Origin of the sequence: Trinickia acidisoli, assembly GCF_017315725.1 — a bacterium.
GTDB classification, from domain to species: Bacteria; Pseudomonadota; Gammaproteobacteria; order Burkholderiales; family Burkholderiaceae; genus Trinickia; species Trinickia acidisoli.
The window spans coordinates 439,420-464,379 of the sequence record NZ_JAFLRG010000002.1 but is presented as its reverse complement, the minus strand read 5'-3'; the positions used below and the strand labels follow the sequence as shown (position 1 = coordinate 464,379).

Annotated in this window: 21 protein-coding genes; all 21 read right to left on the bottom strand. The window is 64.9% G+C overall.

Features of this window, described 5'->3' with window-relative positions:
- Positions 1 to 29 precede the first annotated feature (29 nt).
- On the bottom strand, positions 30 to 788 hold the full coding sequence (locus J3485_RS20650; protein WP_206956189.1) for a DotU family type IV/VI secretion system protein: 759 nt from the start codon (positions 786 to 788) through the stop codon (positions 30 to 32).
- A 12-nt stretch (positions 789 to 800) separates the two neighbouring features.
- A complete protein-coding gene (gene tssK / locus J3485_RS20645; protein WP_206956188.1) occupies positions 801 to 2,141 on the bottom strand; it encodes a type VI secretion system baseplate subunit TssK in 1,341 nt (446 codons plus the stop codon).
- A gap of 81 nt (positions 2,142 to 2,222) precedes the next feature.
- Positions 2,223 to 2,708, bottom strand: coding sequence for a hypothetical protein (locus tag J3485_RS20640; protein ID WP_309477064.1), 486 nt, complete (start codon positions 2,706 to 2,708; stop codon positions 2,223 to 2,225).
- A gap of 92 nt (positions 2,709 to 2,800) precedes the next feature.
- Positions 2,801 to 4,222, bottom strand: a complete 1,422-nt coding sequence (locus J3485_RS20635) for a dicarboxylate/amino acid:cation symporter (protein ID WP_206956187.1) — start codon at positions 4,220 to 4,222, stop codon at positions 2,801 to 2,803.
- On the bottom strand, positions 4,219 to 4,929 hold the full coding sequence (cuyB, locus tag J3485_RS20630; protein ID WP_206956186.1) for a cysteate racemase: 711 nt from the start codon (positions 4,927 to 4,929) through the stop codon (positions 4,219 to 4,221). The genes J3485_RS20635 and cuyB overlap by 4 nt, the downstream gene beginning before the upstream one ends.
- 10 nt (positions 4,930 to 4,939) lie before the next feature.
- Positions 4,940 to 6,217, bottom strand: coding sequence for a dicarboxylate/amino acid:cation symporter (locus tag J3485_RS20625; RefSeq protein WP_206956185.1), 1,278 nt, complete (start codon positions 6,215 to 6,217; stop codon positions 4,940 to 4,942).
- A 29-nt stretch (positions 6,218 to 6,246) separates the two neighbouring features.
- Complete coding sequence (locus tag J3485_RS20620; RefSeq protein ID WP_206956184.1) at positions 6,247 to 7,230, bottom strand: substrate-binding periplasmic protein; 984 nt, start codon at positions 7,228 to 7,230, stop codon at positions 6,247 to 6,249.
- A 20-nt stretch (positions 7,231 to 7,250) separates the two neighbouring features.
- Positions 7,251 to 7,448: a hypothetical protein gene (locus J3485_RS20615; RefSeq protein ID WP_309477063.1), complete on the bottom strand. Its 198-nt coding sequence runs from the start codon at positions 7,446 to 7,448 to the stop codon at positions 7,251 to 7,253.
- Between the two features lie 43 nt (positions 7,449 to 7,491).
- Positions 7,492 to 7,878, bottom strand: a complete 387-nt coding sequence (locus J3485_RS20610) for a DUF4280 domain-containing protein (RefSeq protein ID WP_206958233.1) — start codon at positions 7,876 to 7,878, stop codon at positions 7,492 to 7,494.
- A 2-nt stretch (positions 7,879 to 7,880) separates the two neighbouring features.
- Complete coding sequence (locus J3485_RS20605; RefSeq protein WP_242538871.1) at positions 7,881 to 8,609, bottom strand: toxin-antitoxin system YwqK family antitoxin; 729 nt, start codon at positions 8,607 to 8,609, stop codon at positions 7,881 to 7,883.
- A gap of 27 nt (positions 8,610 to 8,636) precedes the next feature.
- Positions 8,637 to 10,562, bottom strand: coding sequence for a type VI secretion system Vgr family protein (locus J3485_RS20600; protein WP_206956182.1), 1,926 nt, complete (start codon positions 10,560 to 10,562; stop codon positions 8,637 to 8,639).
- A 1-nt stretch (position 10,563) separates the two neighbouring features.
- Positions 10,564 to 13,266, bottom strand: coding sequence for a type VI secretion system ATPase TssH (gene tssH, locus J3485_RS20595; RefSeq protein WP_206956181.1), 2,703 nt, complete (start codon positions 13,264 to 13,266; stop codon positions 10,564 to 10,566).
- A gap of 14 nt (positions 13,267 to 13,280) precedes the next feature.
- Positions 13,281 to 14,387 (bottom strand): type VI secretion system baseplate subunit TssG, encoded by a 1,107-nt coding sequence (tssG, locus tag J3485_RS20590; RefSeq protein WP_206956180.1) that lies wholly within the window; start codon positions 14,385 to 14,387, stop codon positions 13,281 to 13,283.
- Positions 14,342 to 16,105 carry a type VI secretion system baseplate subunit TssF gene (tssF, locus tag J3485_RS20585; RefSeq protein WP_206956179.1) on the bottom strand — a complete coding sequence of 588 codons (1,764 nt, stop codon included), beginning with the start codon at positions 16,103 to 16,105 and terminating at the stop codon, positions 14,342 to 14,344. Before tssF ends, tssG begins: the two co-directional genes overlap by 46 nt.
- A gap of 5 nt (positions 16,106 to 16,110) precedes the next feature.
- The gene (gene tssE, locus J3485_RS20580) at positions 16,111 to 16,578 is read right to left on the bottom strand and encodes a type VI secretion system baseplate subunit TssE (protein WP_206956178.1); all 468 of its coding nucleotides are present in this window, start codon (positions 16,576 to 16,578) and stop codon (positions 16,111 to 16,113) included.
- Positions 16,579 to 16,644: 66 nt separating this feature from the next.
- Entirely contained in the window at positions 16,645 to 17,133 is a 489-nt protein-coding gene (locus tag J3485_RS20575; protein ID WP_206956177.1) for an Hcp family type VI secretion system effector, read from the bottom strand.
- A gap of 77 nt (positions 17,134 to 17,210) precedes the next feature.
- Positions 17,211 to 18,704, bottom strand: coding sequence for a type VI secretion system contractile sheath large subunit (gene tssC / locus J3485_RS20570; protein ID WP_206956176.1), 1,494 nt, complete (start codon positions 18,702 to 18,704; stop codon positions 17,211 to 17,213).
- A gap of 63 nt (positions 18,705 to 18,767) precedes the next feature.
- Positions 18,768 to 19,319 (bottom strand): type VI secretion system contractile sheath small subunit, encoded by a 552-nt coding sequence (gene tssB / locus J3485_RS20565; protein ID WP_206956175.1) that lies wholly within the window; start codon positions 19,317 to 19,319, stop codon positions 18,768 to 18,770.
- Between the two features lie 823 nt (positions 19,320 to 20,142).
- A complete protein-coding gene (locus J3485_RS20560; RefSeq protein WP_206956174.1) occupies positions 20,143 to 23,385 on the bottom strand; it encodes a bifunctional diguanylate cyclase/phosphodiesterase in 3,243 nt (1,080 codons plus the stop codon).
- A 22-nt stretch (positions 23,386 to 23,407) separates the two neighbouring features.
- Complete coding sequence (locus tag J3485_RS20555; protein WP_206956173.1) at positions 23,408 to 23,845, bottom strand: type 2 periplasmic-binding domain-containing protein; 438 nt, start codon at positions 23,843 to 23,845, stop codon at positions 23,408 to 23,410.
- A gap of 9 nt (positions 23,846 to 23,854) precedes the next feature.
- The gene (locus tag J3485_RS20550; protein ID WP_206956172.1) at positions 23,855 to 24,940 is read right to left on the bottom strand and encodes a hypothetical protein; all 1,086 of its coding nucleotides are present in this window, start codon (positions 24,938 to 24,940) and stop codon (positions 23,855 to 23,857) included.
- Positions 24,941 to 24,960: the final 20 nt, after the last annotated feature.

Here is a 24,960-nt window from a genome sequence, read left to right as displayed (position 1 = left end):
CCCCGCAATGGACAAACGATGCATGGCGCTCATGAACTCACTCCCACGACGGTATCGCCGTGCAAGGCCTGACGAACCGGCCAGGATTGCCACAGCCATAGAATTTCCGATATTGCGAGCAACGCAACCACCGCGAGCAGCGCCATCACACTCCAACGGCTCACGCTCGGCAGCTTGCGCGGCGCAATGTGGGAAAGCGTATTCGTGTAAGCGGACTCGGTCACCACGCGATCACGGCCGCCCAAATCGGCGCGGCGCTGATAAATGAATTCGTACAGCTCCTCGCGATAGCTGCGAAGACGCGCATCGGCTTGCTCGCCCGCGCCGCGAAAGCGCCCCTGGAAACCCATCGCGAGCGCGAACAGGTAGAGACGCCCGATCTCGCGGCGCGACGGTTCGCGGTCCGACAGCAATTCCTCGATCTTTTTAAAGATGAGATCGCCCGCGATGTTGGTGCGAAACAGCGTCGATTCGAGCAAGTAGGCGGTCCATCGCTCGCGGCCCGCCCACTGCGTGTTGAGCAGCAATTCATCGGCGAGCACGGCTTTGAGATAGCGTGCGTCGGCGACGTTCTCGATGTCGAAGCGCGTGCTGTCGCGGCGCGATTGCAGCGTCTGAATCTCGAGCACGTTCAACAGATGCCGCGACATGCCTTGGGCGGCCTGCTCCGCGTCGGTCTCGGATGCTTCGGAGAAACGCCTTTGCGCCTTGACGAGTTCGTCGAGGAACGCGCGAAACTGCTCCATCGCCAGGTCGCTCTCTTCGGTTTCAATACGTGTGCGTGCCATTGGTATCGACCGTCAGTCTTTCGTGAACAACAGCATTTCCTGGGGCCGCTGCGCGCTCGCCCCTTCGCTCGGATTGCTGATGACGAGCGCGTCGCCCGCCAGCACCAGCACGGGATCGGCTTCGACCTCGAACAGCAGATAGCCGGAGCCCGACCGGATACCGAGCTCCTCGGCATATTCCACCGTACGGCGCGCCGCACCCAGCACACGCCGGCTTCGCAGCGACGGATAGATCGATTCGGAACCGATCACCGCGCCGTCCATCCAGGCGAGCAGATCGCGATCCGATTGGCCGCGCAGGCCGATCACGAGCCGCCCTTCCAGCCACTGCGCTTGCAGGGCGATATCGAACGTGTCGTTGCCGTAGCGGAACTTGCGCTCGCGATACCCTTCGCTGACCTCCGCGATCGCCTCGCGCAACGAACGCAGAAGCGGCGTGAATACGGCAAGCGGATCGGCATGGTCGTAATCCGGCGGCACGGGCGACATGCCGCCCGGCGCGAGCATCGAGAGCGAGCCGTGCATTGCCGCGAGCGCATGATAGAGCGCAAGCGGGTGCAGATGCGGCGTGCGCAATACCGCTTCGGCGAGCGGCAGCGCCGAGAGCAGGCTGCGCAGCCTGTCCTTCAGTTCGAGTTGCGTCAGCCGGTCGTCTGCCTTCGACGAGGGAATGGCCGTTTGGCGCGCGACGAATGCGGCCTTGCCGCGCACCTGGCCGAGCAGCCCGGCAACTTCGATCCAAAGCGGGTTGTCGCGTGCGATCTCGAGCAGCGGAGGCTGCCGATCCCCGAACTTCACGACTTCGTTGTCCTTGTAGACGGTGCCGAGGCACAGCGAGACGAAACGCGCGGACGGCACGTCGCCCGCCTCGAGCGCGAGATTCGGCACGAGGCGGGGAATGTCGGCCGGCGGCGCCGCCGAGGTGTCGTCCTCGACCGGTTCGCCCGGCACCGAGCGAAACCGGCGTATCTCGGTGTCGCCGCCGCCGCGCATCGACGATACGACGGGCAACGTCAGATAGAGCGCAAGCGCGGACGTGGCGAGCTTTTCCGCGAACGGCGCGAGCGAAAGTTCCAGCCGGCCGTGCTGAGCGAATTCGGCCGAGTAGGACACCGCCGTGCCGTCCGGCATGATCGCCTCCAGCGCAAGCACGCGCACGGAGTTGTCCGCCAGCAACCCCTCGTCGAACACGAGACGCCGCACGCCCCAGCTAAACGGGGCGGCGGTCAGGCTCTGCCATGCGACGAGGGAGTCGACGCGCGCGCCGAGGAGCTGGAAATGCTGCGGCGCCAACAGCATGCCCTCGAACCACTCGACGCGGTCGACGACAGGGATCAGACGATCAGGCGGCATGGCGGCACCTCGCACCACGCGCAACGGCCCGACCGCGCAGCGGTGCGGCACGTCGGGAATCGGAAGAACAGCGAAGTTCTGTCATTTCACACTCGAAACGGAAAATGCGTTGTCGCCGAGCTGCACGACGAGCCGGCCGTTGAATCGTTCGACTCGTACGCGATGCGCACCCGGCCCCGGGTAGTCCGCGAACACGAAGACGCCTGCCACGCGCGGCCCCCGCAGCTTGTCTCCCGGCACCACGAGCCGCTGGCCGGGCACGAGCTCCCAGCTCTGATAGTGGAGCGAATCCGGAAACGTGCCGGTCAGATCGGTGCGGACGTCAAACCATTTGGACGCGGGCAGCTCGGCGATCCGCGCAAGCATGGCCTTGTCCGTCACGAACACGACGTCGACCGCAACGGGACTGTCGTTGTTCGCCTGGTCGCTGGCCGCGAGCGTCAGCTCGTCCCACTTCACTTTGTCGCCCGACGGAAACAGCATCGAACATCCGGCGAGTCCCACGAAGCACAGCACGGCCATGAGTCCGACGGCGCACCGCCGGATGCGCGCCGTCTCGCCGCGCACCGCGGACCTCGTCCCGCGCGGGCGCGCATCCGCATCGAGCGGTGTGCTGCCGCGTACGAAGAGAGGCCGTCCCGCAGAGCGTCGACAATCGGTCATCTTGCTCCCACTCCTATACCCATGATTACGATCAAAGAAGCCGCCACGAGCGCGCAGCCCGCTACCAGCGCGAGCTGCGCCCGCGTAAACGCGAGGCGCACCATTGCCGATTCGCCGTACAGCGGCTTCGGCTGCGGCGACGCGGCGGTCCGATCGGCCGGCAGACCCGCCGACACCAATGCCACGACCGTGCACGTGGACAGCAGGCTCAGCAGATTGCGCGGCCCGTCGCAGATCAGATCGATCGCGACGAACAGCACCAAGGCTGCCTCCACCGGCAGCCGAAGCAGCGACAAAGCGATCCCCGCGGCGGCGATGCCGCCCACGCCGTTGCGTCCGGCCGACGCGAAAGCGGCCGCGGTAGCGGCGGCAGCGATCATTACACAATCGCCGATATCTAGGGAGTGCCCGTACAAATTCGCCACGAACGACGCGGCGAGCGCGAAATAAAGCGCGGAGCCGGCGCGCAAGAATACTGCGCCGAACGGCACGACGAGTTCAGCGACGCCGCGGCTAAAGCCGAGCTTGGCGCTCATCGCCTCGATCGTATGCGGAATCGCCGCCGTCGCCGTGCCCGATGTGAAGCCGACCAGCATGGGCGCGCGCAAGCAGGCGACGGCCCGGCCGAACGAAACGCGCGTGCGCACGGCGATGGCGGCCAGCGCGATGCACGACAATCCGGCCGCCGAGACGAGGAAGACCCAAATGAATCCGCTCATTGCCGAAAGAACCTCGCGCGGCGTGTGGGCGACCAAATGGGCCGCCGTGCCGAACACGAGCACCGGCAGCAGCAGGTTCGCGTAGTCGATGAGCGTTTCGAGCGCGCGGTAGATGCTTTCGAAGATCCCGTTGAGTACCTTCGTCTGCTCGCTCGACAGCGCGGCGAACGCCATGCCGAAGAAAATCGTGCAGGTCAGGATACCAAGCGCTCGACCGCTCGCGAGCGCGCTGAAAAAGTTGTCGGGCACGACGTCGGTCAGCGCGAATGCCCGCTCGGCCGCGGCTTGCGCGCCTTGCTCGAACAACTGCATGCGCACCTCGCCCGCGTTGCCGCCGCTACTCAGGACCAGCCGGCCGAGCTCGGCATGCGCGGCGTCCGACAAGTGCAGCCCCGGCGCCGCCACCACGCCGGCCAGCGTGCCGGCGAACGCGCACAGCGCGACGACCGCGATCGCCAGCATCAGCATCGTGCCGATTCGCAGGCCGGGCCGCGGCAAGCCCATGAGCTGGCGCAGTCCGAAGAACATCGCCACCACGAGCAATGGCACGGCAGCCATGTTGACGATCGTGATGTAGATCTGACCGACCGCGTAGGCGGCCGCGCCGAGCGGCTCCGCGAAGACGCCGGCGAGGCTGCCGAGCAGCACGCACAGCAGCAGCACGAGCGCGGAATTGGGCAGTTGCCTGAGCGTGTTCATAGGGCCCGGTTCCAGCCGCGCGAGAGACCGTAGGATACCGTCGCGCGCGCGAGTTCGAGCGTGCTGTCGATCATCGGGATCGACGGCGCTTTCATCGGCCGCGCGGCAAGCGGCAGCTCGGTGCAGCCCAAGACCGCCGCTTGCGCCCCCTGGTCGACGAGCCAATCGAGCGCGGCCGCGAGGTGCCCTGTCGATGCTTCGATCTCGCCGGCCTTGACCTCGCGAATGCAGGCGTCGATGTGCCGCTGCGTCGCGGCATCGGGTTCGACGGATTCGAACCCGCGCGCGGCGAGTATCCGCTGATACAGCCCGGAATGAAACGTGCCGCCCGTCGCCAGGGCTGCTACGCGCCGCACGCCGGGAGGCAGCGCCGCGACGCTCGCCTCGGCGATGTGGATGATCGGCGCGCGACTCTTCGCACGCATCGCGTCGTACCAGTGATGCGCCGAGTTGCACGGAATGACGATCAGCTCCACCTCGTTGCGGTTCAGCATGTCGATACCGCTCAACAGCGCCGGCAACGGGTTTTCGCCGGTCCCGAGCAACGCCTCCGAACGGTCGGGAATATGCGGCAGATGCGCGACCAGCAACGGCAAATGCTGCTGGTCGCGCGACGCGCCGGCCGAGCACGTCAACGCGATCAGCCGCTCCATGAAATCGACGGTGGCAAGCGGCCCCATGCCGCCCAGGATGCCTATCAGCGCCATGGCGGAAGTCCTAGAGCTTGAGCGGCCGGGGGCAAATGATCGACACGGCCGCCGTATTGCCGATGACGAGGATCAGCGTGCGCAACATGTCGCACAGCGGATCGACTGCCAAAAAGAGAATGAACGCCGCCTCGAAGGGCAGGCTCAGGTAGACGCAGGTCATGCCGATCAGCGACACCGTCACGAGGCCGGTCATGCCGGCCGACGCGAAGCCCGCAAGCACCGACGCGAGCAAAACGGTGCTGACCTCGGGTACGCCGAGATGCCGCCCATAGAGCTGCGCGATGAACAGGGTGGCGCAGACGTAGTACACCATCGGCCCGACGCGCAGCAGCGACACCGTCAGCGGCACCATCAGCTCGACGCGCGAGCGGGCGAAGCCCAGGCGGTCGACCAGGCTTTCGATCATGCTGGGCATGCAGGCCGCGCTGTTGCGCGTCGCGAGTGCAAGCGCGAACGGGGCGCGCAGCGCCTCGAGCGTGCTGCCGAGCGAATTGGACGAGCGCTTCCAGATGATCGTGCCCGCGAGCACGACCAGCAACACCGCGACGACGAAGAACGCGATGACGAACTGCAACATCGCGTGCAGCGGGCCGACGCCGGACTTGCCTAGCTGTGCCGCGCTCATGCAGAACAGAATCAGCGGCAGCGGATAGCTGAGCCAGTGCATCAGCTTCTGGCAAGCATAGTAGACCGTCTCGAGCGCCTGACTGAGCCCGACCGAAATGCGTTCCGGCACGCGGCCGACGGCAAGGCCGAACAGCAGCGCGAACACCAGCGCCTTGAGGGCGTCGCCGCTCGCGAGCGCCGCGAAAATATTGCTCGGCACGAGGCTCTTGAGCATGTCGGTCAAACCGACGGTTTTCTGCACGGTGTCCGTTCCGTACAGGCTCATCACGGTTTCGTTCGAGCCCGTGGCGTCGCTACCGACCATCGCGCCGAACGTATGCATCGTCGCAGTCGAGAGATTGGCACCGGGCCGCATCGTCAGCAACACGATGGCGCCGACCACCGCGACCGTCGCCGACGCACCGAGAATCACGACCACCACGCGCAGCAGCAGGCGCGACGTGCCGCCGTCGCGAAACAAACGCTGCAGGCTGAATATGACGGCCGACACCATGAACGGCAGCGTCGTCATCTTCAGCAAGTTGACGTAAAGATCGCCGATCACGTCGAGCTTTTGCGCCAACAGGGGAACCAACAATCCGAACGCGCTGCCGAGCGCGAGGCTGCCGATCACCACCCACGGGTTCACGGCAAAGGCGTAAAGCTTTTTGGTATTCATCATCCGGTCTCCGAAATGCGCTTTCTTTCTTACTTGTCTGTTGCCTGCAGCAGCGTGTTCACGTCGATCTTCTTGCTGCGCTCCGCCAGGAATTGATTGACGAAGGCGAGCAACGCGGGCGAGGACACGTTGACGCCGATCGCGATCGGGTCGTCGAGATCGTCGAGCGTCACGACGCGCAGCCTCAGCGACGCCGTGGGATCGCTTTTAAGCACGTGCTTGACCTCGAATTCGTCGCGATACGCGGCCGTCACCTCGCCTTTATCGAGCGCGCCGAGCAGTGCCTCCCAGCTCGGATAGGGTCGGACCTTCGCATTCGGGAAGTTGGTACGGACATACTCCGAGTACGAGGAGTTCATCACCACGCCGATCGTGCTGTCATAGGAGCGGATCACATCCGGTGCCGTGCGCCCGCGCGCGATCTGTGCGAAGTTCATGCGATTGAGCAGCAGTGCGCGATGCAGGCTGATATACGGCGTGCTGAAGCTGATGAGCTCCGCGCGCGGCAGCGTTCGCGACAGCTTGCTGATCGCCAGATCGGCATCGCCGTTCGCGAGCAGACGCACCACGCCGTCGAAGGTCTTCGCGTCGCGATTGAAGCGCACCGTGACGCCGAGTTTCGCGGCGAGTTCGTTGGCGATGTCGACGTCGATGCCCATCAGGCGGCCGTTACGCGTTTCGAAGAACGGCGGCTGATCGACGCCCAGCATGGCAACCACGAGTTCGCCCCGGCTTTCGATGCGGGCGAATTCGGGTGCGAGCAAGCGTCCGTCGGGCATTTGCACGAGGCCCGTCGACGTCAAGGGAAGCGGCGCGCCGGCAGTCGACGACGACGCGAGCGCCGGGGCAGGCGCAGGCGCTGCCGGACGGGCCGCGTGCGCGACACCCGCTCCGGCGAAAAGCGCGAGGCTCATGGCAAGAACGCCCGCCACGCGGCCGGCAAGACCGCGCAGCGAGATCGCCGCAACGTGGCGCCTATGCGGCGCGGAACCCGAAATTTGAAGCGTAGGCATAGCGATTACCGTTTGCAGTTTCAAGAAGCGGTGGAAGCCGGGACAGCGGACGCGGCAGCGTCCGAACTCGCCGGCGCGGGAGCGCGTTCGCTGACGGTCGGACCGCCGGGCGCGGCGGTCGTGGGCGCGGGCGCGGCATAGCGCGCGCCGATCTCGACGCCGAGCAGGAACAGCAGCACGCACAGCAGCAGAACGCAGCTCGCCGCGATCGTCGCCATTCGTGCAGTCAAGGAAAAAACATAGGGCATCGGAAGATCGTCCTCAGGGAACCATAGTGGTGAATTGTGCGGGCGCGACGACCTGGATCACGCCGCCCCAGTTGCACATCAATTTCGAGCTGTTTTGCAGCGCCGGCTGGCCGCCGATCAACACGGTCGGCGAACCCGGCGCCCACGGCGCGGCCGTGGCCGGTATGCACGGCATCGGCGTCAGCACGCCCAGCGCCGCCGCGGTAGCGGCCGCAACCATCGGGTTCGCCGGGCAGTTGCACACGCCGAACGGCATGACGTTGAGGAGCGGCACGTTGTCCATGATGGTCGCGGCCGGTGCGCCCGACAGGACGCCCGCGGTCGGCAGCACGACCAGCGACGAAGGCGCTGCGCCGAAGCTGCATTGCAGCGTAGTGCCCATGGTGACCTGAATGCCCATCGTCAGCCCTTCACCCATTTTTCGAAGTTCGCGACTACCTTCGGCAGCCCGCTCGCCGCGCCGGCAAGGGGCGCGTCGACATTGCGCCACGCCTCTTGCGGCTTGCCGCTCACGTAGCGGCGCTCCGCGCTCACCCCGCCGTCCGGATCGAAGCGCCGTGCGGTCCCGTGCAACAAGCCGGCGTGATAGGGCAGGCTCTGAACCAAAGTGCCGTCCGCGGCGAACTCGCGCGTTTCGCCCTCGAGCGCACCCGCGCGATAGCGTGCACGGCGCACGACGACGCCTTCGTATAAATAGACCCCCTCGCCCTCGAGCTTCCCGGCCTGATAGTGAAGACGCGACGTCACTTGCCCCGACGGCGCATACGACACGCTCTCGCCCTGCAGAATCCCCGCCACGTACCGCTGCCGCGCCGCCACGCGGCCTTCCTGATACAGCGTCGTCACGCCATGCTCCTTGCCGTCCACGTAGTGCGCCTCTTTCACAGGCACGCCCGGCGGATCGAACGCACGCAGCGGCCCGGACAAGGCCCCATGCGCATAGTGCGCATCGAACGTGGGCTTGCCGTCCGGCGTGCAGCGCGTCATCGGGCCGTGCGGCACGCCGTTCAGCAACGAGGTACGTGCGATCACGGCGCCGTTCTCGGCACGCTGCTCGACCACCTCGCGCACATCCGCCGCCGGCAGCGCGGCCGGGGAAGGCGGTGAACTCGTAGGCTTCGGATCGGGCATGGCGGTCTCGGCAGGTGGGCGGCAATGTCAATTGATCTTCACGAGGCCGCCCTTCAGGGCCAGCATTCCGCCGCCGTCGATCGTGCCGGTTGCCGACGCCTTGATCTGCACCTCCAGCCCCTGGTCCGTGAGCGTCGTGCCGGCCTTGTTCTCGAGCGTGGTACCCGCCTGACTGGACAGCGACGTACCGGCCTGGATGGCCAAGGACGTGCCCGACTTCAATGTAATAGAACCCGTGACGTCGATCGTCAAATTGCCGCTCACCTTGAGCGTATAGTCTCCCGTCACGTTGTGCGTGAATTTCGCGCTGTTGGTATGCGTTTCGTCTCCGGTCACAGTGAGCGAGCGCGTGCCTTTGACCGTATGCGTTTCCTTGCCCGTCTGCACATCGACGGTCCGATCGCCCTTCGAAATCGTGTGAGTCTCGTTGCCGCCGGTCACGGTGGTCGAAAGCGCATTCTCGATCGCGACGGTCATGTCCTTCTGGGCATGCACGTACAACTCCTCGCTGCCGGTCTTGTCCTCCATGCGGATCTCGTTGCCGGCCGTGCCGCCCTTGGACGAACGCGACATGATCGTGCTGCGCGTCTGCATCGACGGCAGCGCGTACGGGAGCGTGCTCGACTGGTTGTATACACTGCCGGTCACGAGCGGACGGTCGGGATCGCCGTCGACGTAGCTCACGATCACCTCTTGTCCGACGCGCGGCAAGAAGACGTGGCCCCACCCGTTGCCCGCGATGGTTTGCGCGACGCGTACCCAGCATGAGCTGTTCTCGTCGGCGGTACTCGTACGGTCCCAATGGAACTTGACCTTGATGCGCCCATACGCATCCGTCCAAATCTCTTCCCCCGAGGAGCCGGTCACGGTCGCCGTATGGTTGCCGGCGACGACGGGCCGCGGCGCGACGAGCGGCGGCCGAAACGGCACCGACGAAGGAAACACCGTGAATTCGTTGCTGTAGATATCGTTGCTCGCGCTGTGCTCGACGCTCCGCACGACGTAGCTCGCATTCAGCGCGCTGTTGGGATGGCCGCCGAGCGTGAAGCTCGCGCCGGCGGCGAGCGAATAGCAGGCGCTCACGCCGCGGCCGGATTGCTGGCCGAGCTGCTGCGCCGCGAGCCGCAAGTCCGCGGTACGGGTGCTGTCCGATGCCTGCGCATAGCGCCCCGGAAACGTGTAGCGCGTACCGTTGGTCACGCCGCCCGATGCCGTCGAAGTGGCCGTGGACACCGCGGCCGACGTGTAGTCGTAATCGGCCACGATGTGCGTGCGCTCGGTCAGTCCCGTGATCAGTTCGAACCCGCTCACGCGCTCCGACGCGCTGTGCGTCACCGAATCGCTCGAAAACCAGAGCGGCGAGGCATTGGCGCCCGGCTCGTGCGCGGACGGGCTGTCCGCGAGCACCATCGTATGGCTGCCGTTGGCGAACGTGAAGAAGTAGAAGATGCCCTCTTCTTCCATCAGCCGCGAGATGAAATTGAACGGGCTCTCGTCGTACTGCACACAGTACTCACGTACCGCGTAAGTGCCCGTCGTGCTTTGCTTCACGGTGACGTTGAGATTGGACAGCACCTGCTGGACGATAGCGAGTACGCTCAGATTCTGATAAATCACACGGTCGCTGCCGAGCGTGGCGAGCCACAAGCGCGGCGCCAGCGCCGCCGAATAGTACCCGTACGTCGCGTCCGCGCCGACTTGCGCGAAGCGGGTGACGATACCGTTGAAGTAGCGTACCGCTCCGCTTTGCGTCTGTATCGTCACGGTCGCGCTTTGGCCGACGATCGATGCCGCCGACAACGCGGTGTTGGTCGAGCGCATGCGCAGCTCGAAATGGAACGGCTCGGAGATCGCCTCGCGACCCGAGAAGCCCTCGAGCAGCAGCACGTCCGCACCGAAGGGCGTACTCACCGAAAGAAAGCTGCCTGCTTGGACCGTCGTGGCTTGCTGCATGTCAGGCTCCGTCGCGCGTCGTGAAGCTGAACGCGAGGCCGCCGGCTGGCGTGAACGAGAGATGCACGGCATCGAACGACTCGGCCACCGAAATCCGCTCGAGCACCTCGCGCGCAAGCTCGGGCAGCACGATGTGCGTGAGGATGTGATCCACGTTGCGCGCACCGCTGTCGACTTCCTTGCAGCGCTCGGTAATGACGCGCGCGAAGTCATCGTCCCACGTCATTTGGGCATGATGGTTGCGCGCGAAGCGCTCGGCGAGCCGGTCGAGCTTCAGATTCACGATCGCCGCGATCTGCGCATCGCCGAGGTGGTAATACGGCACGAGCGCGAGCCGGCCGAGGAACGCCGGGCTGAACTGACGCAGCAGCGCAGGCCTCAGCCGCTCGATCAACTCCTCGGGCGGCGGCCGGCGTCCCCCCTGGCTCGCCTCGGTAATGACTTCCTGAGCGGCGTTCGACGTCAGCAGGATCAGCGTGTTCTTGAAGTCGATCGGCACGCCTTCGCCGTCCTCCATCACCCCTTTGTCGAATACCTGGAAGAACAGCTCGAGCACGTCCGGATGCGCCTTCTCCATCTCGTCGAGCAGCACGACGCTGTACGGACGACGCCGCACCGCTTCGGTCAGCACCCCGCCGCGCCCATAGCCGACATAGCCCGGCGGCGCGCCCTTGAGCCCCGAGACGCTATGCGCCTCTTGGAACTCCGACATGTTGACCGTGATCATGTTGCGCTCGCCGCCGTAGAGCGTATCCGCGAGCGCGGCCGCCGTCTCGGTCTTGCCCACGCCGCTCGGACCCACCAGCAGAAACACGCCGACGGGCTTGCCGGGATCGTCGAGATCCGCCCGGAACGTGCGCACGCGCCGCGCGATGGCGTCGAGCGCCTCGTCTTGACCGACGACGCGCTCGGCGAGCTTGTCGTGAAGATAGAGCACCGTATGCAGCTCGTCGGCCAGCATGCGGCCGACGGGGATGCCGGTCCAACCCGAGATCACCTCGGCGACCATCTCCGAATCGACGTACACCGGCACCATCGGCTCGTCGTTCTGCACGGCCTCCAAACCCTTCTCGAGGCGGCCGAGGTTGGCCAGCAGCGACGGCGCGTCCTCACCCTCTTCGGCCGGCTCGTGCGCATCCACTTGCCGGGCGATCTTGCTGCGCCACGCGAGAATCTCTTCCACGGCGCGCTGCTCGGTCGCAAGCTTGTCGGTCAGCCGCGCATGCTTCGCACGCTGCTCGTCGAGCTGCCGCGTCAGTGCGGCGATCGCATCGGCATGATCGGCGCCCGTCGCGGCCTCGTGACGCAAAATGCGCAATTGGTTTTGACCGGATTCGAGCGAGCGGCCGAGCGCTTCGATGTCTTCCGGGACCCCGCTTTGACCGATCGCAACGCGCGCGCAGGCCGTGTCGAGTACGCTGATCGCCTTGTCCGGCAACTGGCGGCCCGATATGTAACGATGCGAGAGCTTGACCGCGTCGCGCACCGCTTCGTCGAGAATCTCGACGCCGTGATGGTGTGCGAGCTTCGCCACCATGCCGCGCAGCATTTCGATCGCGACCGCCTCGCTGGGCTCGTCCACCTTGACCACCTGGAAGCGGCGCGCGAGCGCCGGATCGCGCTCCACGTACTTCTTGTACTCGGCCCACGTGGTGGCCGCGATCGTGCGCAACTCGCCGCGCGCAAGCGCCGGCTTGAGCAGGTTGGCCGCATCGCCCTGGCCCTCGCTGCCGCCCGCGCCGATCAGTTGGTGCGCTTCGTCGATGAAAAGAATCACGGGGACCGGCGACGCCTTGACCTCCGCGATGACCGATTTGAGCCGATTCTCGAACTCGCCCTTCACGCCCGCGCCGGCCTGCAGCAGCGCGAGATCGAGCGAGCGCACGGTGACGTTCGTCAATGCGGGCGGCACTTGGCCTTGTACGATGCGCTGAGCGAACCCCTCCACGACGGCGGTCTTGCCGACGCCGGCCTCGCCGGTGAGGATGGGATTGTTCTGACGCCGCCGCAGCAGCACGTCGATCAATTGACGAATCTCGAGGTCGCGCCCGCAGATCGGATCGATCGCCCCCTCCCGGGCCAACGCGGTGAGATCGACCGTGTACTGCGCGAGCGCCGACCCGCCGCTCGACCCAGCCGCCGACGGCATCGCCGGCAGCGGCGCTTGTCCCGAAGACGAACCCGCCGCGCCGGCAGCGCCGTTGCTCGGCGCCGCGGCCGGCCCACCGTCTTCGTTGGAACCGGCGAGCACGGCCGGCAACGATTCGCGCAGCGTCGCGCGCGGAATCTTGAGCAGCGAGGGCGCGGAATCGATCAGCAAGCCGCGCAGGCTGTCGATCTCGAGCAACGCCAGCAGAATCGTGCCAGAGCGAATCTGTTGCTGCCCGAGCAGCATCGAACTGAGCAGCCAAGCCTCTTGAAATAGACGCGAAAAATTCGGCGACAGCGCGGGCGTACGGCCGTTACCGCGCTTGAACTGGTCGACGGCTTTTTGAAGCTGCGCGCAGACATCGGCGGCGGCGACTTCGAAGTGCTCGAGAATGGCCTTCAGATCGGGCGCGTCGGATTCGAGCAGTTGCAGCAGGAAATGCTCGACGTCGACGTTGTAGTGAGTCTGCCGCACGCACAACTGCGCCGCCAGCTCCATGGCGTGCTTACATGCCGGATCGAGCCGGCTCACCAACGTGCGAATGTCAATTTCCATGATGGTCGATGGCTCTACGCATTCGATGAGCGCCATGCCGCCGCGGAGGGCAGCATGCGCAGGGTGAATCGGGCCGGCGCAAGCGGTGCGGCTGGCGCGGGCGGCTTGAGCGGCGCGGCATCCGCGCCCGCGGCACGCCGCGCGCCGAGCCAGGCCGTCCAGCCCAGCCGCGCCGCGCGCGCGCCGCCGACCGCACAGGCGGCCTGTCGCGGCGCCGGCCGCAGCACGACATGGACATCGAGATCCTGCTCCAGATACGAGTGGACGAGCCACGCGGTCAATTCATGCAACGCACCTCCGGGCAGCAGGGCTTCGAACCGTTCCGGCGACAGATCGACGAATTCGATGCGAATGCCCGCCGCCTGATCCCAGCAGCGCCGCCCGACGACCGCGCGGCCGTTCAGGCGCGAGACCGCGCGGCCGCCGCCCGACAATCGCGCCGAATCGCGCGCATCGAGATCGCGCCAGCCGCCGACGAACTGCGCGCCGCGCACCGCGACGCCGAGCCGGTCGGACAGCATGGCGAGCAAACCCGACATCGAGCGCGGCGCGCCGCCGAGCAACCCGGCATGGCGCAGCCACCGCCGGGCGCCAGCCGGCCCACGCTCGCCGGCGCGCAACCCGAGGTTGCCGAGCGCGTCGAGGCAGGCGGTTAGCGCCGTATCGTCCGGCGCGAGCCCGTTCAGTCCCGGTGCATGCTTCTGCCGGCTGCGATACAGAAACGAAAGAAAGCGGTGATTGAAGATGTCGAGAAAATCCGACATCGCCGTCTCGCGCGCCGCACGCCGCATCAAGAGCCACTCGGTGAACGGCAGCGGCAGCGGCCCGTTGGCACCGGCCAGCGTCATTGCCGCGGTGCTCACGGTGTACGTGGCGCGATCGTCGCCCGCGGCCTGCTTACGCACGCTGCGGATATCGCTCGGCTCGAACGCGAGCGACACATGGCCCGCGAAACGCACCGCTTCGTCTTTCCCGTCCCCCGTTCCGAGCGGCCGCGCCCACGACTGCGCCCGCTCCAGCAGATGGATCGCCTGGAACAAGTCGAAATCGTGAGGATGAGCGAGAAGCCGAGCGATCAGAGTAGCTGCTGGCAACCGGTCATCGGTTCCCATTGCTTCCATATCTCATCTCCACGGCAAACCACGAGGCGAACGAAGGAGTTGACCGAAGTACACATCGCGAAGAAACGCGCGAGCACGGCGGCCATCAACAGCGGCGAATCGCCCACGAACGCATCCGCGTCGAACTCGACGTTCACCTCGGTGCCGCGGCAATAGCCGCGCCACGCGTCGGTGCCGACGTGGGCGGTAACATGGCGAGCGCCGATGCGGCTGATCCCGCGAATCTGGTCTTGCTCCCGCAGGCCGTCCGACGCGAACAATCGCAGCATGTCCTGCAACTCGCGCCGGCCGTTCGGGCCGCTCACGAGGGAGTGATAGTTGCACGTCAGCAACGACACCAGGCGCCACAGCGTTTCGCTGCCGAGCGGCGGATCGCGCTGCGCCGTCGGCTCGTACAGGCATCGCACGCGCGCGTTGCGCGACACACGCTCGACCAACATGCGTGCGCCGATCGGTACATGCTCGGCAAGGCGGCGGTTCGTGCAGAGCACGTTCGCATAGACGATCGGCGAAGCCGGATCGACGAAGCTGTGGCTCGCATCGACGAAGCTCAGATACGTGTCGATGCCCGGCACATTGCCGCGCACGCTGCGTTCGCGCCGTGCAAACCAAAACGTCGGCTGCTTGCCCGAGGCGTCCGCGTCCATGCGATCGATCGCCGTATAGCCGGGCAACACGATCGCGCGGTCCGCGACCGGGTCCGAAGCGATCACCGACACGATCGAATGGATCTCGGTGATGGCCTCGCGCTTTTGATCAGCCACGAGACGATGCTCGTAGCGGCGCCCGTCCACGACGAGCGGTTCGGTCGTCTGCGCGAACAGGTTGACGATGGGCGTACAGCCCAGGCGGAAATGGTGTGCGCCGATGTGCGCGAGCGAGCGCGGCATCCGGTCCAGATGCAGAACGATTTCGCAACTGCGCCCGGTGCCGAAGACGCCGGCCGGCACCGCCAAATCGAAGAAGTGAAACTTGCGGGCGAATGCGAAGTACTCCTGCAGCAGCCCGTAGGCCGGATGAGCGTGAGCCGGCTGAGGCAACACGCGATCCTCCTCGGCATACCCCACTTCGCGCCACGCCGTTTGCGCAAGGCGCACGGGCGACGCGCCCTCCGGCCGCAGCGAGACGCCGACGACGCCCGACACGAGCAGCTCGTAGAGCGGCATCGTCATCATCCAGTCGCCGTGCAAGTGCAGCCGTAGCGTGCGCACCTCGAGTTCGGAGAAATCGACGCCCGGCTCGCAGTCGAGCCGAAGGCGCAGCGTCGAGTCGTCGCCGAAATGCGCATCGGAAATGACGAGCGGCCACAGCACGGTTTCCCATGCGGTGCGGAAACGGCACGAATCGCCGCCTTCCGTGATCGCCGCAAGGCCGGTATGGCGCGGCACGCGAAAGCCCGCCGTCACCTTGCCCTGCGTCGGATCGAGTTCGAATTGGGCGATCGTCATCGACGGCACGATCTGCGCGAGCGACGGGCAAACGTTCTCGAGCAGCGCCGAGGCGATCTGCGGAAACGCCTGATCGAGATCGCGATGCACGCGTGCGGCGAGAAACGCCGTTGCTTCGATCAGCCGCTCGGTGTGCGGATCGAGCGATTCCGTGCCGTGCAGCGCAAGACGCGCGGCAACCTTCGGGTAGCGCTGCGCGAAGTCGGTGCCCTGCACCCGAAGGTAGGACAGCTCGCGCTTGTAGTACTGAAGAATATCGTCTGGCGCCATGTCGGTCAGCATCCGTCCGGGTCATCCGGGTCGTCCGAGTCGTCCAAGCACTCGCCGGCGCCGGCCGCCAATTCGAAAAATACGTGCTCCACCGATTGCTCGACGCGAATGTCGCCCTCGACGACGAGCACGGCATCGCGGGTCGTTTCACCTTGGAAGCCGAACTTCACGGCGACGTTGACGAGCCTGGGCTCGAACAGCGCGATCGCGCGACGCACGGCCGCGAGGATCGCTTCACGGTCCGCCCCAGAGCGCAACGAGCGCTCCGAAAAATCGGGCACGCCATAGTCGAGCACGCCGCAGTCGCTGTCGGCGAATTCGGCCATCGTCAGGCGCGAGCGAGCATTGAGCAGGCGTGCGAGTTCGCGCGCCACCGATTCCCGCAGCGCGCCCTTGCCTTCGAGCCAAGCGTCGGCATCCTCGACGAGACGCTCGAACAGCGGTACCGGATAGCCCTGGCGCATTGTCGGCATAGCGTAAGCGTTGGACGAAAAACAGCCGGGTGCGCCACCTTTCGGCAGCGCACCGCGTTCACTTCATCACGACGCGCTGACCGCCTTGTTCGCGGACAGATCCCAACCGAACGAAGCATTACCCTTCTTCGTCGAGTCGGTGCTTTGCTGCGTGTATTGCGACGTCATCGCCGTGAAGTGGATCGTGACCGAATCCGACATTTCCGAGCTGCCGCCGCCCGTGCTGATGTGCGAAATCATCGCGTTGCTCAACACGTACTTCATCAGCAGCATGAACTTGCCGCCTTCGTTACGGCCGATCGAAATCGTCGCGTCGCCGAGCTTCGTGCCCGCGGTACAGGCGGCGTACAGGGCCGGCGTTGCCTGATCCGTTGCCTTGGTGACCGAATACTCGCTGAAACTCGGACGCCCCATCGTACGTTCCGTGTTCGACGTATCGGCGTTCATCGGCATGCTGACGCTGTGGCTGAACGAATAGAGAATGATGCCGTCGGCGTAGCCGTCGATCATCGAGTTACCCTTGATGTCCTTGAACTGCAGGATGACTGTATCCATGTGTGATCCGAATCGGTGATTGGCGAAAGGGGCGGCGGCGCCGAAGCGCACGCCGCGCGTTCATGCGTCGCTTGCCGTTAGGCAGCGGCCGCCGGCAGATCGGCCACGAGCCGGATCGAAGCCGTCAGGTCTTCCATTTGGAAGTGCGGCTTGATGAAGCAAGTGGCGCGGTACGAGCCGGGCTTGCCGGGGACTTCCGTCACGTCCACGCGTGCCTCGCCGAGCGGGTAGCGCGCCTTCTGCTCCTGCGATGCCGACGGATTGATCAGCACGTAATCGGAGATCCAGTTGTTCAGATACGCCTCGATGCCGCCGCGCGTCTGGAAGCTGCCGATCTTGTCGCGCATGATCACCTTCAGGTAATGCGCGAAGCGCGACGCCGCGAGCACGTACGGCAAGCGTGCCGAGAGCTGAGCGTTCGCATTGGCTTCGTCCTTGTTGTACAGGACCGGCTTGTTGGTCGTCTGACCGCCGAAGAAAGCCGCGAAGTTCGATCCCTTCGAGTTGACGAGCGCGATGAAGCCGAGATCGCTGAGCTCTTTCTCGCGACGATCGGTGATCGTCACTTCGGTCGGGCACTTGAGCGTGACGTCGCCTTCCGAAGTCTTGTACGCATGCGCGGCGATACCGTCGACCTTGCCGCCGCCTTCCACGCCGCGGATCGCGGTGGACCAGCTATGCTTGGCGAACGCATCGGTGATACGCAGGCCCATCTGGTAGGCGGAGTTCGCCCAGAGGTACTTGCCGTGATCCGTACCGTCGACGTCTTCCTCGAAATTGAACGACTCGACCGGCTTCGTCTTCGCGCCATAGGGCAAGCGCGCGGCATAGCTCGGCAGCACGAGCGAGACGTAGCGCGAATCCTCGGAGGCGCGGAAGCTGCGCCACGTTGCGAGTTCGGCGCTTTCGAAGATCTTCGACAGATCGCGCGTCACGCCGAGTTCGGTGTACGACTTGATGTCGAACAGGCTCGGGGCGGCGGCGGCGATGAACGGCGCATGCGCGGCAGCGGCCACTTTCGAAATCCGCTCGAGCAGCGCGACGTCCTGCGGATGCCGGCCGAACGTGTAATCGCCGATCAGCAGCGAGTACGGATACCCGCCGAAGGTGCCGTATTCCTCTTCATAAACCTTCTTGAAGAGCACGCTCATGTCGTGATCGACAGCGGACTCGAGGTCCTTGAGCAACTCCTTCTTCCCCACGTTGAGCAAGCGCAGCTTCAGGTGCGTGCTCGTCTCCGTACCGTAGACCATGTCGTGCAGGCCCGACCACGAAGCTTCGAGTGCTTGGAACGCCTCGTCGTGCATGATCGCGTTGAGCTGATCCGTGAGCAGCTTGTCGATCTCCGCGACACGCTCGTTGATCATCGTGACCACGCCCTTGTCCGGGCTCGTACGCATGCCTTCGTCCAGGATCTGCGAAGCAAGCTGGCCGATCAGCTTTTTAGCATAAACGCCCTGCGAGGCCTCGACGGCCATCTTGCCTTCGAGCACGATGCGGTCGAGCATGCTCAACTCTGCGTTCGTCGTGGCGCCGGCGGCAGAGGATTCGGCGGCGGAATTCGTTTCCATCTGGTAGTCCTTTGTGAGTTCGTTGCATCAGCGACTGCGGGCCCTGGGCCCACGTCGCGCCGATCATGCCGACGGCGTGCCTTCGGCTGCCGGCTCGGCGGGAGCGGCAGCGGGAGCCGCACCGGCATTCGCCTCGCTCTGCACTTTCTTCAGCTCTTCGGTGCTCAGCACGATGCCTTCGAGGATCGAATCGAGCTCGTCGTTACCGTCGAGCTTGCCGAGCAGGTCGCGCAACTGCTGGCGCGCTTCGAGCAGCTTCGCGAGACGCGGCACTTGATGCACGATGCTTTCCGGATGGAAATCGGAGAACTGCTTGAAGTTCAACTCGACCTTCAGGTTGCCCCCCTCCTTCTTCATCGTGTCCGGCACCGAGAGGTCCAGACGCGGCGCGATCTTGCCCATGATCTCGTCGAAGTTGTCGCGATCGATCTCGACGAAGCGACGCTCTTTCAACTTGGGAAGCGGCTTGGCCGGCTGGCCCGACAGATCGGCGAGCAAGCCGACGACCAACGGCAACTCGCGCTTTTCGACCGCATCGCCGATCTCGACGTCATAAGTGATCTGGACGCGCGGCGGACGATTGCGCCCGACCCACTTCTGCAAACTATTGGACATGGTCCCCTCCGGACTAGAAAACACAAACACGCAATCGACGTGACCGCCTGCGTGGCACTTCGCGATGAAATGACTCAGGATTCGTAGGGGGGCGGGCTGCTTCGAAGTGGGGCGAGGACATCACCCCTGGAGATACCGAGACGCTGCGCGATGCGAGACGAGCCAACAGGCCGTTGCTCCGCGCCGTTTCCCGGCGGTAGCAATGAATCGGCACGCCCCCCGACCGCACACCGATTCACTACCGAGGCAAACGCGATCGTCGATCGACGTCACGCGCACCCCGACGTAATTCACTCAAATCGTCGACGTTCAACTACCGTGGATGTCCCTTTTTGGCAAAGCTGATGTGGTCCGACACGCTTAGCAAAATTCTGTTCTGATGTCTTTGTGGCGGGACTCTAACACACAAATATTGAAAAGTCGCGCAGATCAAAGCGATTCCCGGCATTCGTATTTTTGGCGCGATTGCGCACTCGCGGTTGCACGCCACCCAATAGGAATTTACAGCGAAACGACCGCTGTCCGACTGCGTGCAAACCCTAAGCCGGGCGCGGGTCACGCCCTTAGCCGAGCCATCCCTCCCACTCCTTGCTTTCCTATCGACGACAAGAAAGTCCACCGCCTTGTCGCAAGGAAATCGGTTCCTGAGCTGAATAATCCGTATTGCAATCCACATCAACCTTTCAGTTTTATGACATAGCGATTCAAGTACGCAAAACGCTTGCGCATTTCGAGCACGGCGAATCGCATTCGCCCCCAACTTCCGCATCGACGGATCCGCCCAGCCGCTTCGCGCCGATCCGTCGCAATGCCTTACGGCGCATTACTTGCCGAGCGTCACCCTCCCCGCATCGCGCAACATCGCCTCGATCTCGCCCGGTGCGACGGGCCTGCTGAAGTGATAGCCCTGGATTTCATGGCAATTGTTGTCGCCCAAAAAGTCCACTTGCTCCTGAGTCTCGACGCCCTCGGCCGTCACGCTCATGTTCAAACGCTGGCCCAGCGAAATCACGGCGATCGCGATCGCCTTATCGTCCTCGCCATGCGGCAGCTCACGCACGAACGACTTGTCGATCTTGAGCCGGCCGACGGGGAAATGCTTCAATGCGCTCAGGCTCGAATACCCCGTGCCGAAGTCGTCGATCGAAAGCCGCACGCCCATTTGCTGCAAACGCTGCATTGTCTCGATCGAGGCCTCGAGATCGCGCATGATCATGCTTTCAGTCAGTTCGAGTTCGAGATGATGCGGCTCGAGGGCCGTGCGCGCGAGGGTCGTCGCGACACTGTCGACCCATGCTTTCTGCTGAAACTGATGCGCCGAGACGTTGACCGACATGGTGATCCGGGGCAGCCCTTCGTCTTGCCATCGGCGATTCTGCGTACAGGCCGTCTCCAGCACCCAGTCGCCGATCGGCACGATCAAGCCGGTTTCCTCCGCGATCGGAATGAAATCGGCGGGCGGGATCGTGCCTTCGGTCGGATGATCCCAGCGCAGCAGCGCCTCGACCCCGAAGATTTCGCCCGTGCGCGCGTCCACCTGCGGCTGATAGACCAGGCGGAATTGGCCTTCCTCCAGCGCCACGCGCAATTGCTCGCGGCGGCGCAGCCGCTCGTGCACCTTGATGTTCATTTCCGACGTGTAGAACTGGTAGTTGTTGCGACCCAGTTCCTTCGCGCGGTACATCGCGGCATCCGCGTTCATCAGCAAGGTTTCGGCATCCTCGCCGTCGACGGGATAGCGCGCGAGACCCATGCTGCTCGTCACCTGGTACATCTGAGCGCCCAGTGGGACCGGTTCGGCTATCGCGTTGCGCAACCGGTCGATCACCCCTTTCAAGTCATGCTCTTCGTGCGAATCGTCGAACAGCACGAGCACGAACTCGTCGCCGCCAAGGCGGACGACGGTATCGGTGCTGCGCACGCAGTCGCGCATCCGCGCGGCGATCGTCTTGAGCAAGTCGTCGCCGGCGTGGTGGCCGAGGCTGTCGTTGATCAGCTTGAAGTTGTCGAGGTCGACGAACGCCACCGTCACGCCGCGCTTATAGCGCTTGGCATGCAGCAGCGCCTGGCTGAGCCTGTCGGCGAGCAGCGTGCGGTTCGGCAGCCCGGTCAGCGCATCGTGATTGGCCATGTGACGGATGCTGTCTTCCGCACGGGTCCGCTCGATCGCGATGCCGGCAATGCGCACCGCCATCGCCACCGTCTGCGCCTCGATGCCGTCGGGCGCATGTTCGGCACGCGCGAATATCGTCAGCGCCCCGAGCGCGCTGCCGTCGTGCGACAGAATCGGCATCGAGCGAGACGTGGTGTAATCGAGCATCTGCGCCATGCTCAAAAATTCGCGATGCCTCGGGCTGGCGAGCAAATTCGTGAGCGTGACCGGCTGATGCGTATAGATCGCCAGCCCGCTCGGCCCTGAATCGGGGCCGATCGTCCAGCCATTCGCATGCTGGCTGAAAGCGGCGGGCAGGCTCGGTGCCGCCCCGACGCGCAGATGCAGCCCATCGTCGTCGCGCAGCAGCACCGCGCACGCGCAATCGGGAATCTGCGATTCGAGCAAATGCATGAGCAAGCTCAGCACTTCGTCGAGCGGCGTGCTGGCCGCAATCATCTCGAGCACGCGGTTTTGCTCGGCGCGCAATACCTCGCCGCGCTTGCGTCCGCTGATGTCCCTCACGATGGCGACCACGCCGTCGTCCACGCGGATCAATTGCCGATGCAGCCAAACCTGCGAGTGATCGGGCCTCGCATGTTGCCACTCGCGCTCGGCCACCTCGCCCGCCTCGAAGACATGCGCGAACTCGCGAACCATGCCGCCTTCGCCGCGATCGGAAAAGACGGCTTCCAGCGTGGCCCCGACCAGCGCGTCGCGCGGCTTGCCCATCATTTCGAGGCCGCGCCGGCTGACGTCGCGCAACACGAAGCGGCAATCGGTGCCCGTCGCCCTACGCAGCGCCGCCTTCGCCGAACGATCGTTCTCGCCGGCCAGGCGCTCCCAAACGAAGAACGCATCCAAGCTGGCTTCGGACGCGGCGAAGTAAGTCTGCTGCAGCCGCCGTGCGCGAACGCGGCTTTTCGACAACTCGAGGCTCTTCAGGCTCAGGATGATCGTCAGTATCACGAGCAGCACGCTGCCCGCGGCGGTTTCGCTGATATAGACGACGCGGTGGTGCCAATAGCGCACGAGCTGTTCGTCGCGCGAGAGGCCGACGATGACCGCAAGCGGAAAGGCGTGCAGCACCCGCACGGTCGTGAAGCGCTCGACGCCGTGGTCCCACGGGCGGACCACGGGCGCCTCGGCCGTGTCCGCGCTGGCGAATTCGCGGGGTACCGCTGCGCCCCACGATACGTCTTCGCCGGTTTGCTGCACGCGCATCGACCCATCGGTGCCGAGCAGACCGAGCAGACCCAGCTTGCCCAATCGCAGCGAATCGTAGCTGCCCGTGAAATACGACGGATCGACGACGAGCGTCACGACGCCGGCGAAACCGCCGGCCGCATTCGATAATCGGCGGCTGAAGATGATTTCCGGCGCCCCGGTGATTCCGTCGGTTTCGGCGCGGCCGATGAAAAGCCGGTCGACTCGCCGCTGCGCCTGAAAATACAGTTGATCGGCGACATTGCGCGGCGCGGAAGGACGCGTACTCGCAATCGCATCGCCGCGGCTATTCGTAATCGTCATCTGGAAGACGATCGCCGAAGGCAGCATGTCTCGGTTCTGCAATTTCTCGAGCGCATCGTTGCCGCTCACCGCATAGGCATAGGCGATCGTCTTGAGCGTTTGGTCGATCGATACGAGGCTGCGCACGACCTGCGCTTCGTACGTATCGGCCAGTTCCCGGCTCGTTTCGATGGCCGCGCTCGTGACCGCGGCGTGCTCGAGCTGCAGCACGTGGATCAGCGATCCCCACACGAGCGCCAGCAGCACGAACGCAAACAGCGGAAACCAGAGCCACGTCTGCGCGAGGCGCCGCCTCGCGAAGATCACCCGCCGGCGCAGCCGCACGCCTGCCGCATGAAGCGCGGCGTGAGGGCCTATGCGGACAGTAGTGGGTCTATCGCTCATGGGTCTTGCGTCGCCGGCACGGTCAATGCAGTGTCAAAACAGCTTTGACGCTGGGGTCGAGCTGACTGCTGTCGATGTAGCCGATCGCACTCGTGCCGCCGGCCACCCGTTTTTTCATCGCGTCGGCATCCGCCACTTCGCGCGGAGGCTGCCCGCTCCCGGTAAAGATCAGCTTCGACCAGTACGCGCGCAACTGCGCCGGCGACTTGCCGCACACGATGCGGTAGAAATTCGCGCGATTCGCCGCATCGTCGGCGAGATCGATCGGCACCACCGCCGCACCGCCGGGCAACTGGCTCGTGCGGCCGAGGTAAATGTCGGCCACTTCGTTCTCCGTCAACGCGCTCACCGCGCTCTTCGCCGAGACGATCACCACCAATTGCGCGTCGCACACGGAGGCGCAGAACCCGAGCGCCGCGCCCACCACGCCTGACCACAGAATCCGTATCGAATGTTTCATCGCGCCCTTTCAGAAGACGAAGTCGAGGGTCGCCGTGACCACGTTGGTCCCGCTTCCGAGCTGGAAGTCAGGCTGCTCGTTCGCGAAGAGCCCCGCCGATCCCGCCGGCGTCCACACATGGTCGTACTGCACTTTCAAATCGAAGTTCTTGGCGAAATCCCAGCGCACGCCGCCCGATACCGAACTCTGCCCGGCGTTGAGGTTTTCGGCGACGGCTGGACGGCCGAGCGAATGCTCGACCGCATAGGTCACATAGGGCGTGAACTTGCCGATTCGCACGCCCGCGGTCGCATAGCCTGCGAGATACCCCGGCGTCAAAAACTCGACGGTCGCCCGCGCGAGCTCGGCCTGCACGAACCATCGCTCCATGTCGAGGCTCGCGGCGGCACTGTAGACGGAAATCGGCATATCGCTCGCGAACGGCACCGTCACGTGCGCATGGAGATAGCCCACGTGCGTCGTCAATGCCGCGTACTCGACCGTATCGAAAGCGCCGAAGATGCCGTCGACCTGAGCGCGCAGCGGCCCCGGCACCGCATGAAAGGTGCTCTCGCCATAGATCAGGTGCACCGTGTTGGTCACCGGGCCGAAATGGGCCCGATACGAGCCGTCGACGCCATCGCTGTTCGTGACCGGCTCCATATCGTAGAGCTCGGACGGCACGCGAACCCATGGGTTCGCATAGCCGACTTCTCGATAGTCGGACGTGAGAAACGTGGGCATCTCGATGCGGGCCACTCGCAAGCTCAGATCGGGTGTGAAGGCGTAGCTCAGATTGGCCCACTCCACGGTCGGCGTGAAGGTGTTGTCGTAATTCTCGTGCGATACGACTTGGACCAACGCCGATAGCTGGCTCGTGAACTTCGCGGTCAGTTGAACGCCGAAACGCGAATCGTCGGCGAAGTCGACGGTGCGGGACGCGCCGGCGCCCGACGGCTGAAAGGCCGTGCTCGCATAGTCGGCCGTGCGAAGGCTCGAATACGTCGCGCCGAGCGTCCCGAAGCCGCTCAGCGTAAACATGGAAAAGAAGTTATCGGCGTGCGCCGCAGGCGCCGCGAACAGAAAGACAACAGCGGCCGCTGCGGAAGCGCGCACAGGGCCAAACGAGTAGGGTC

Coding starts and splice junctions, on each gene's coding strand:
- J3485_RS20605 (WP_242538871.1), bottom strand. CDS start 8,609: ATGCCCGATCCGAAGCCTACGAGTTCACCGCCTTCCCCGGCCGCGCTG.
- J3485_RS20575 (WP_206956177.1), bottom strand. CDS start 17,133: ATGGATACAGTCATCCTGCAGTTCAAGGACATCAAGGGTAACTCGATG.
- tssE (WP_206956178.1), bottom strand. CDS start 16,578: ATGCCGACAATGCGCCAGGGCTATCCGGTACCGCTGTTCGAGCGTCTC.
- J3485_RS20600 (WP_206956182.1), bottom strand. CDS start 10,562: ATGCAGCAAGCCACGACGGTCCAAGCAGGCAGCTTTCTTTCGGTGAGT.
- J3485_RS20620 (WP_206956184.1), bottom strand. CDS start 7,230: ATGCCTACGCTTCAAATTTCGGGTTCCGCGCCGCATAGGCGCCACGTT.
- J3485_RS20560 (WP_206956174.1), bottom strand. CDS start 23,385: ATGAGCGATAGACCCACTACTGTCCGCATAGGCCCTCACGCCGCGCTT.
- J3485_RS20555 (WP_206956173.1), bottom strand. CDS start 23,845: ATGAAACATTCGATACGGATTCTGTGGTCAGGCGTGGTGGGCGCGGCG.
- J3485_RS20635 (WP_206956187.1), bottom strand. CDS start 4,222: ATGAACACGCTCAGGCAACTGCCCAATTCCGCGCTCGTGCTGCTGCTG.
- cuyB (WP_206956186.1), bottom strand. CDS start 4,929: ATGGCGCTGATAGGCATCCTGGGCGGCATGGGGCCGCTTGCCACCGTC.
- tssF (WP_206956179.1), bottom strand. CDS start 16,105: ATGGCGCCAGACGATATTCTTCAGTACTACAAGCGCGAGCTGTCCTAC.
- J3485_RS20610 (WP_206958233.1), bottom strand. CDS start 7,878: ATGGGCATTCAGGTCACCATGGGCACTACGCTGCAATGCAGCTTCGGC.
- J3485_RS20650 (WP_206956189.1), bottom strand. CDS start 788: ATGGCACGCACACGTATTGAAACCGAAGAGAGCGACCTGGCGATGGAG.
- tssK (WP_206956188.1), bottom strand. CDS start 2,141: ATGCCGCCTGATCGTCTGATCCCTGTCGTCGACCGCGTCGAGTGGTTC.
- tssC (WP_206956176.1), bottom strand. CDS start 18,704: ATGGAAACGAATTCCGCCGCCGAATCCTCTGCCGCCGGCGCCACGACG.
- J3485_RS20615 (WP_309477063.1), bottom strand. CDS start 7,448: ATGGCGACGATCGCGGCGAGCTGCGTTCTGCTGCTGTGCGTGCTGCTG.
- tssG (WP_206956180.1), bottom strand. CDS start 14,387: ATGGAAGCAATGGGAACCGATGACCGGTTGCCAGCAGCTACTCTGATC.
- tssB (WP_206956175.1), bottom strand. CDS start 19,319: ATGTCCAATAGTTTGCAGAAGTGGGTCGGGCGCAATCGTCCGCCGCGC.
- J3485_RS20625 (WP_206956185.1), bottom strand. CDS start 6,217: ATGAATACCAAAAAGCTTTACGCCTTTGCCGTGAACCCGTGGGTGGTG.
- tssH (WP_206956181.1), bottom strand. CDS start 13,266: ATGGAAATTGACATTCGCACGTTGGTGAGCCGGCTCGATCCGGCATGT.